Source organism: Nevskia sp., assembly GCF_021732705.1.
Lineage (GTDB): Bacteria > Pseudomonadota > Gammaproteobacteria > Nevskiales > Nevskiaceae > Nevskia.
Map to the genome: position 1 here is coordinate 291244 of NZ_JAKFUM010000008.1, position 8423 is coordinate 299666.

Annotated in this window: 5 protein-coding genes; all 5 read left to right on the forward strand. The window is 58.2% G+C overall.

All coding sequences use genetic code 11. The features are described 5' to 3' along the window. Positions 1–15 precede the first annotated feature (15 nt). The 5 genes from QZ951_RS10720 (at position 16) to QZ951_RS10740 (ending at position 7411) form a co-directional block, all read left to right on the forward strand. A complete protein-coding gene (locus QZ951_RS10720; RefSeq protein WP_293000572.1) occupies positions 16–828 on the forward strand; it encodes a hypothetical protein in 813 nt (270 codons plus the stop codon). Beyond that, positions 825–3647: a type VI secretion system Vgr family protein gene (locus QZ951_RS10725; protein WP_293000573.1), complete on the forward strand. Its 2823-nt coding sequence runs from the start codon at positions 825–827 to the stop codon at positions 3645–3647. Before QZ951_RS10720 ends, QZ951_RS10725 begins: the two co-directional genes overlap by 4 nt. A 17-nt stretch (positions 3648–3664) precedes the next feature. After that, positions 3665–4603 (forward strand): hypothetical protein, encoded by a 939-nt coding sequence (locus tag QZ951_RS10730; protein WP_293000574.1) that lies wholly within the window; start codon positions 3665–3667, stop codon positions 4601–4603. A gap of 98 nt (positions 4604–4701) precedes the next feature. Further along, positions 4702–6480: a hypothetical protein gene (locus QZ951_RS10735; RefSeq protein ID WP_293000575.1), complete on the forward strand. Its 1779-nt coding sequence runs from the start codon at positions 4702–4704 to the stop codon at positions 6478–6480. After that, positions 6467–7411: a DUF4087 domain-containing protein gene (locus QZ951_RS10740; protein WP_293000576.1), complete on the forward strand. Its 945-nt coding sequence runs from the start codon at positions 6467–6469 to the stop codon at positions 7409–7411. The genes QZ951_RS10735 and QZ951_RS10740 overlap by 14 nt, the downstream gene beginning before the upstream one ends. The last annotated feature ends 1012 nt before the right edge of the window (positions 7412–8423 follow it).

Sequence of the window (8423 nt, forward strand, 5' to 3'; positions counted from 1 at the left end):
CAGGCAAGGATGCCGATGTCGAACCGCCGCCGTCCCGCAACCGATCCCGCAGCGCGCGATGAGCAGGCGCACGGCGACCGCGGTCTGGCCGTGCACGGCGATGGCCGCGCTTCGCGACCACGGGTTGAAGCCGATGCCGTCAGCATCCTCGGCGCTGTCACCGCCGAACGTCAGGCAGCGTCAGGCGGCGATCGCGGACGTTCAGCGTCGCGGGCCCTGCCGGTGACGAATCGATCGCTCAGTCCTGCGCTGATCCTGCTGCTGATTGGCGCCACGATGTTGCTGGTGGTCGGCTATCGGCTGACTACCCGGGGGCCGGCGCCGACGAAGGTCCTTGTCTCGAATGCAGGCGTCGCTGCTCCGGCGCCAGCGGCACCGCAGATATTGGCGGCTGCGCCGGTATCGCTTGCGCCGAACGCGGCTGCAATCGAGACGATCGAACCGGCCGTCTCGCCAGCACACGACGCGCATGCGTCGCCGCCACCCGCCGAGCTCGAGCCATCATCGCCGCCGCCGACAACTTCGCAAGCGCAGGCCCGCACACGGCCTGCAGATGCGGCTGAGGCGGTCGTCAAGGACAAAAGGAAGGCATCCACGGCACCGCCTGCAGCTGTCCAAGCGGCGGTAACGGCGCCCGCTCGCTCATCGAAAGCCGTCGTCGAACGCACGGCGGGTGCGTCCACGGCAGACCTGATTCGCAAGTGCGAAGAGTTTGGCCCACTTGAAGGCCTGCTGTGCCGCATCCGCATTTGCTCGGATCTGTGGGGCATCGACCCTGCCTGCCCGGCGCAGTCGAAGCCGTCAGCGCTGACCGGAGACGCGCCGTGAGCCTGGCCGGTGCTGCTGACGAGTTGCTGAGCGCAGCGGCACAGCAATGGCGCGCGCTGCTCGCCCGGTTCTCGAGCGAGACTCGCCTGTTCGATTTCGAGATCGACGGTGACGCGCCGGCGTTGTGGATCGAGCAGTTCGCGGGGACGGAAGGCCTGTCGACCGTGAGCGACTACCGCGTCACCGTGCTGTCGACCGATGCCAACATCGCGCTCGACCGCTTGCGCTGGCTGCCGGCGCGCATCCGCATCCGGCTGCCCGATGGCGGCACCGAGTACCGCAGCGGTTACATCCAATCCGCGCGCAGTCTCGGGTCAGACGGCGGTCTGGCTCGCTATGAGATGCGCCTCGTTCCATGGCTGTGGCTGCTGTCTCAGCAGCGTCATTCGCGGGTGTGGCAGCAGCAATCGCTGATCAATGTCCTGAACGATCTGTTCGACGCTTATGTCGAAGCACGCTGGCAGTTGACCGACGATGCGAGACGCTGGCTCGACGAGCTGCCGGCCGCGCCGTGTCGTCTGCAGTACCGTGAAACCGACCTCGCGTTCCTGACACGAACGCTGGCCGAGCATGGGCTCGGCTGGTGCTTCGTCGAGCCCGAGGCTACCGACCGCGGAAGCAGCATCGTGACGATCTTTCACGACAGCTGCCAGTTTCCCGAGGCGATGCCGGGCAGCATCCGGTTCCATCGCGCAGCCGCGATCGAAGCGGCCGACACCTTTCAGCACCTCGAAGAGTCGCGCGCCCTTCCGGCCGCATTGAGCACCGCGCTGGCCTGGGATCCATCCGCCAAGCGCGCCACAAGCGCCAGCACGCCCACGCGTCACGCCGTGCTCGGCATGCAAGGGCTCGCGATGCTGGAGCAGTACCGGCCGCTCGGTCACGGGCTTCCAACCGATGCGCTGTCGGTTGATCGCCGAAGCCAGTTGATGCAGGAGGCCTGCGAGTCGCGCCACAAGGTCTTCCATGCGGTTGGCAATGTCCGGCACCTGCGTCCGGCGCAGCAGTTCCAGATGCTGGACGGCATCAGCCCATTGAGTCGTGCCGTGCAGGACGCCGCAGGCCTCGGCCGGTCCTCGTCATCGTCTTCACGATTGCCGCCCGAAGCGCGTGATCGATACGCCGTCGTTGGTTTCGACTGCTGCGGCGTGAACAATCTGCCAGCGGAGTGGAAACAGCGACTCGATCCCGGATCGTCGACCGTATCCGACCTCCATGAACTTGCGCGCACCCAAGGGTACGCCGGCCGCTTTCACCTGCTGCGCGCCGCCATCCCGTGGCGACCGAACCAGGCCGGACAACGACTGCAAGGCACGGCACCGGGACCGCAGTCGGCGATCGTCGTCGCGGCCGATGGCTGCACCGGCGGCTCCGAAGAGATTCACCGCGACCGGCTAGGCCGCATCCGCGTGCGTTTTCACTGGCAGACCGAACCGGGCAACGACAGTGCGCATGCCAGCCATTCGACCTGCTGGCTGCGCATCGCCAGTCGCGCAGCCGGCGCCGGACGCGGCGCGAGCTTCGTCCCGCGTCTGGGGCAGGAGGTGTTGGTCGGCTTTCTCGACGGCGACATCGATCAGCCCATCGTCCTCGGCGCGCTCTACAACGGACGCGGCGAAGGCGGTATCGCGCCCAGCCCCGGCGGAACGTCGGCGTCATCAGCAGTTTCAGAAGACGTTTTCGAGCAAGCTGCCGATGGCCGCGCGAGCGCCCAGGGCAACGTGCGCGGTGGCGCCTCGCCCGCATGGCACGGCCAGAGCGCAGCGCCGAGCGGTCACCACAACCCGATGAGCTTCACCGGCTACAAGACACGAGAATTCGGCGGTGGTGGTGGCTACAACCACCTGAGCTTCGACGATACGGACAGCGCCTTGCGCATCCAGCTCAAGACCACCCAGGCCGGCACGGAATTGAATCTCGGCCATCTGATCCACCAAGCCGACAACTACCGCGGCAGCACGCGTGGTCATGGCTTCGAACTGCGAACGGACGCGGGCGGTACGGTCCGATCCAGCCGGGGCATCCTGCTAGAAAGCCGGCGTGGTGTTGCACCAACGGAGCAACCGGAAGCACTCGGCGACTTTACGGCCGGCACCACATTGCTGAAGCAAGTACAGAAACTCTCCGACGGCTACGACGACATGACCCGTCGGCACCACAACGCCGGCCTGTCGCTCAATCGCGGCGCACAGCGACCCGAGGTCAGTCGGTTGGACAGCCAGCGCCCTCCGGCCGCGGCGCTGACGCACATCGCATTGGCGACAACGCCAGCGGATGACCATGCGATTCCGCATCTGGGCGCAGCAGTCGTCGCCATCAGTGCGCAGGCGCAACTCGGTGTTGTCGCCGGTCAGTCGCTGCAGCAGGCCGCTGGCGAAACGATCATCACGGCCAGCGGCGGCGATGTCGACCACGCCATCGGCGGCAGCCTCCGAATCCACAGCGGCCAGGCCGTAAGCGTGCTCGCCAGCATCCAGACCGGCGCCGACAGTCCCGGCCTGAGCGCTATCGCTGCTCAAGGCCCGTTTCGCGTCGAAGCGCAGCACGGCGCGATGAACATCGACGCAAGACAAGACCTGAAGCTGGTCAGCGTCACCAGCACCTTCGAAGCCGCCGCCAAGACCGCGATCACCCTCACGACGAAAGCCGGGGCCACGATCCGGATTGACGGCGGCGACATCAGCGTGTGTTGCCCTGGGCAGCTCGTCGTGCATGCGGCAAAGCATGAATTCGCAGGGCCGGCGAGCGGCAAGGCCAAGCTTCCGCAATTCCAGCCGAGCGAGCTCAAGCGGCGACGGATGCTGGACTTCTCCGGTTAGCGTGACAGAGAACCCTCATGGCAGATCAACCAGCAAACAAGGTCAAGCGCTGGGCCTACCCTTTCCAGCTCATTGGCAACAAGGAGATCGAAGACCCGCAGGTCTTGCTTCATGCACTGTCGATGGCGGAAGACGGTACCTATCCGATCGGTGCCAACGGTCTATGGCACGGCGGTGTCCATTTCGACCGCAACACTGGGGCTGTGCTCGCACAGGACGCTGGCGTTCGCTGTATTGCAGATGGGGAAGTAGTCGCTTACCGGATTGATCGCACATATCCCGAAATTGCCTACCCTGACGGCAAGCGGGCGCTGTATTCAACCGGCTTTGTATTGATTCGCCATCGGTTGGAATTACCACCAAGGCCGGGCATGGCCATGCCGAGCGCGCCTGTTGTGGCACCACCGCCTGAGCCCGCGTTGATCTTCTTCAGTCTCTATATGCACTTGCGTGACTGGACACGGTATCACGCTGATCCGGCCGCGCCGCGACCTGCATTCTGGCGAGGTCCGTCGACTGAGTATCGTGTTGGCATGAATGCGAATGACGAGGAACCAATCCTGGCGCCCGGAGCGAAGGGTCTCAGAGTCCGCGATGGCAGTGGTGTACCAATCGGCCTGCTGCCGCGCGGTTATCGAGTGACCTTGGGTCCTGCAAACCACGCGAGACCCGGGTTTTTCGTATTGGCATCAGTGACCGATGGGGATTCGATCCCTGCAGGCCTGCAAGACGCTTATGTTCACAAGGCCAGCCTCGATCCGCTTCGCGAGCCGGACGCGGGTGCGATGGATGCGGTACTTGTCTTGGCGACACCACGGCCCATTGCCGCCGGTGCACTGGTTGGACATCTTGGCGAGTATGGACGCTACGTGGATGCCACACCGCTGCCTCCCACACCCGGAAGGCCGCTGCTTCACTTGAAGTTTTCACTGCCGACAACATTGAAGCATTCATAGCGACGAGCCGCGCGCGAGCTGCCGAACTCGAACCCAGGCAGAAAAGCATTCTCGTCATCGAAAGTGGCGCGAAACTGTGCCAACCGGCCGTAGCGGACATGATGGTTCCCGCGGGTTCGATCCTGTGGCGCTTCAGTGGCAAGGAAGCTGGCGAAGGCCCTTGGCTGCGCGTAAGAAAGACAGCTCCCACCATTGTCCCCGTTGACGAGCTTAAGGAACCACAAGGAAGCGGAAGCTCCGGTTCGTTCCTCTACCGTGGGCAGCGTGTGCAGTTCACTGGCAACTATGTGAACTCCAACGGCGAACGAACCACGGATCGTTCGAAGCGAGCTCTCTTCACGAGACGCGAGCTACTGATTCCGACTGGGGCACCGTTCTGGATCGAAAGCTCGAAAATGCGTTCGAGCAACGCCATACCGGCGTGGTCTGCGTTTCCGCTGCGTACATCGGCCTTGAGTGCTCCAAGGCTTATGCAGCGGCGCGTTATCAATCGCCGTCAGCTTGAAAAGTCTGCCGCTGGGACGAGGGCGAAGGATGACCAAGGCGTATCGTGGTGGAAAGTCAGCGTTGGCGCTGATGAGGATCGAGCTGCCGAAGGCTGGGTCTGCGAAAAGAACCACCCTCAAACAGCATGGAGATCCCCGTGGGATTGGCCAGGCTTCGAAGTCATCAGTGAAAGCGCGCCGCCCCTTGAACTGTTTTCCCGTGAACTGCACAGGATTGGCGTCGCCACAGACAACTCCGAGGCCGAAAATCTCAAGATCAGAGCAGACGGCGTGGACGGCGGATCGCTTCTGACGGCGCTCCGGACCGCGATCGATGCGCAGGGTGACCGGAACGGTCAGGTGAGTGGCGAAGAGTTGAGATTATCTCTGCGTGAGCCTTGGCTTGCCGACCCAATCACTAGGCTAATCGTAAAGTACGAAAGTGAATGGTCTGGTCCGATGGACAAGTGGCGTACGTTGAATACGTTGATGTCGGAAGGATTGCCGATCTGGAACGTTGAGCTGGAACGAATCGCGAAGCTTCACTTATGGAATGAGTGGAACAACAGCAAAACTTTACGCTTGAATTCATTTGTTAGTCACTTTCATTCGACGGCGCTGACCACAAACTTTATTGCTACGTGCAGTTGCGGCAAAGAAATTACGCACGAAGAGTTGGCTTTGATACTCCCTGCGGATGTAAAGAAAAATGGATTATTTTACAAGGCACATGATACAACTGTAAGAAATTATGATTCTGGCAGATTTTTAAGTCTTCTCAACAGATACATGCGCGAAAGCGACATCGTGACATGTGCGAGAAAGGCGCACTTTTTATCGCAGATGAGCCACGAATGTGATGAGCTCAGAACAAACGAAGAGTATCGAAACCGAGATGGATCAGTACCCTCTGGATGGAATGATTACCGCGGTGGCTCGAACTTCCACGGACGAGGATTAATGCAATTAACTCATGATTCTAACTACAGTGCTTACAGCATATTTACAGGAAATACGAATATTGCAAGGAATCCAGATATTGTAAGTCACAATATTCCTGATACCGTTAACTCTGCTTGTTGGTATTGGCGCAAGGGAAGCGCATGGGGCGATGTTAATCCAAAAGCTGATGCAAATGATTTTTTTGCGATTACGGTCGCGGTGAATGGAGGATTCAACCATGTCGGCGAACGATTTGAAGCTTTGATGAAGCTGGCGGAGCTGTTGGGTGCCGATCGATGTTCACTGACTCCGAATATGAGTTTCACTAGTTATAAAATCGAAGAAAGCGCATTGGCGGGCACGCGTTTTTATAGAAGTCATCAAGCCGCAGCGAAGTCAGCGCAAGATCGTATCGACGATATAAAGCGAGCGCTAAATGGACAACGTTAAGAAACTTCTATCGAGCAGTTTAATTTTTTTTGTGCTGCTAATCGGCGGTGCTACTGCACAAGAGATACATGGCGAATTCTTGGATGGTAAAAAATACAGCGCCGAGATTCGAACCGAAGATGTAATAAACGAAGATGGAATGCGTATCAGAAAGAGCGAAGTCGCTGTTAAGCTGACTGATGGTACAAACAAATTATTTTATAAATTTGAATCAGATAGTATCTCTGCGGTAAGAAGTTCACCATTTGGGTTTATTTCGATAATCACTAATTCTAGGGGGATGGAAGGAAGAGTACGATATGAGTACATAAGCCTGTATAAAAATGTGCTGGTGTCACTTGGTGTCGTAGAGCGACAGCTTCATTTGGGCAGGACGGCGTCAATTGAAATCCAGAAAGGACAGAGCGTTCCGCCAGGTATCACAGCTAAGATTATTGAAAACATCATTGCCAACAAAGAATCTTTCGCGCTTATAGACCAATCTCCGTACCTTTTCGCAGCATTAATCTTGCTCGGCAGGAAATCTGAAAATAACAGGTCCAAGGAGCTTATTCTAAAAATTGTTGAAAATAAAGAGATTACTTCCGATAAAATTTTCCGTGAAGCCCTCGAAAAAATGAGAGTTCCCCGCGGGGGAACACTCAGATGTGGCTGGCTTGAAAAGTCGATGACATCTGGCGTCAAAATCACAGATAACGATGGGGTATGGACAATTAGAACGGGTAAGGACGGTATTGCAAATGATGACCTACCGATTCTCGATCCTGATCAGTGGGTCGCAACTTCAAGCAACGAAGGTTACGGTTGCGTCTGCCTTCGGGTTGTTGCCAACGTCAGCACTCATGAAGTAGTGAAGCTGATTTCTTCTTCTCCTAAATCGTTGCTTGCGTGTCGTAATGATAAGAAGCTCGTGGAGCCAGCCAAACCGTAGTGACAGTCGAAAAGTCGATGATTACCACATGTCTGCTGCCATGCCGCTGATTGCGGTATCTGTCTTCGGACCTATTGCAGCTGCATGACGCCAGCTCGCGCTGACTTGGCCGCACTCTTGAAATAATCCTACTAGATAGAGCGGCACCCTATAAGGCTGAACTTCTCTGAGTAGCCGTGGACTAGCGGAGTCAGACACCCAAGGCGTGGAATGTAGCTTGCGTATTTTTACTGCCATCGCCAGACGTTATAATGGCGAAAGCTTTCAACCGCGACTGAAGCCACTTCGTCTTCAGGCACTCACCAACCAGCTCGCGGATTAAGGATTCGCCGACGCTATCCCGCCAAGATACGCTGGACTCACGGATGGAGTTGTTGAAAACCGAGATCGTGATTCAGTCACGGATCGGCTTTCGTAAAACTTCGGGCTAGCTCTGCTTCCGTGGCTATCGCCTTGCGACGTGAACAATGATCAATTGTAAAAGCAGGTTGATGATGCGTGTGCCGCGAATTGAGCAGGCGAGATCGATCGGAAAGATGCCCCAGTGCCTATGCCGATGATTATCTGGCACATGCTGTGCTGACCACTGGCGTAGGCGTCGAACATGTCCTTTGAGTCCCTACAATCAATCTTTAATGCCGGCTGTAACGGTCGATCGCTACACATGACCAAGTGCCATCGTTGGTGCCCGCAGCGCAGCCCGTAGCTAGAGCTTGTGACAGCTGTCAACGCTCATCGCGTTGTGTCGTGGTGCGGGAAAACTCGAATCTTTGGGTCGTATTGGCGTATGTACTATGTTGACAGCGCTCTATCGCCGAGACTTCAGTTGCGTCTCGTGCCGCCGTGGCCGATTTATAGATAGGCCGAAACTCGGCAACGAGGTACTGACCTGCTGGTCGAATTTCGGACCACGTGACGCTTAAGATTCTGGCTCCCGCTATGAGCGAGGAGCACATGAAGCAGGCACGATTTACTGACGAGCAGATGGTTCGGATCCTCCGTGAAGCGGACA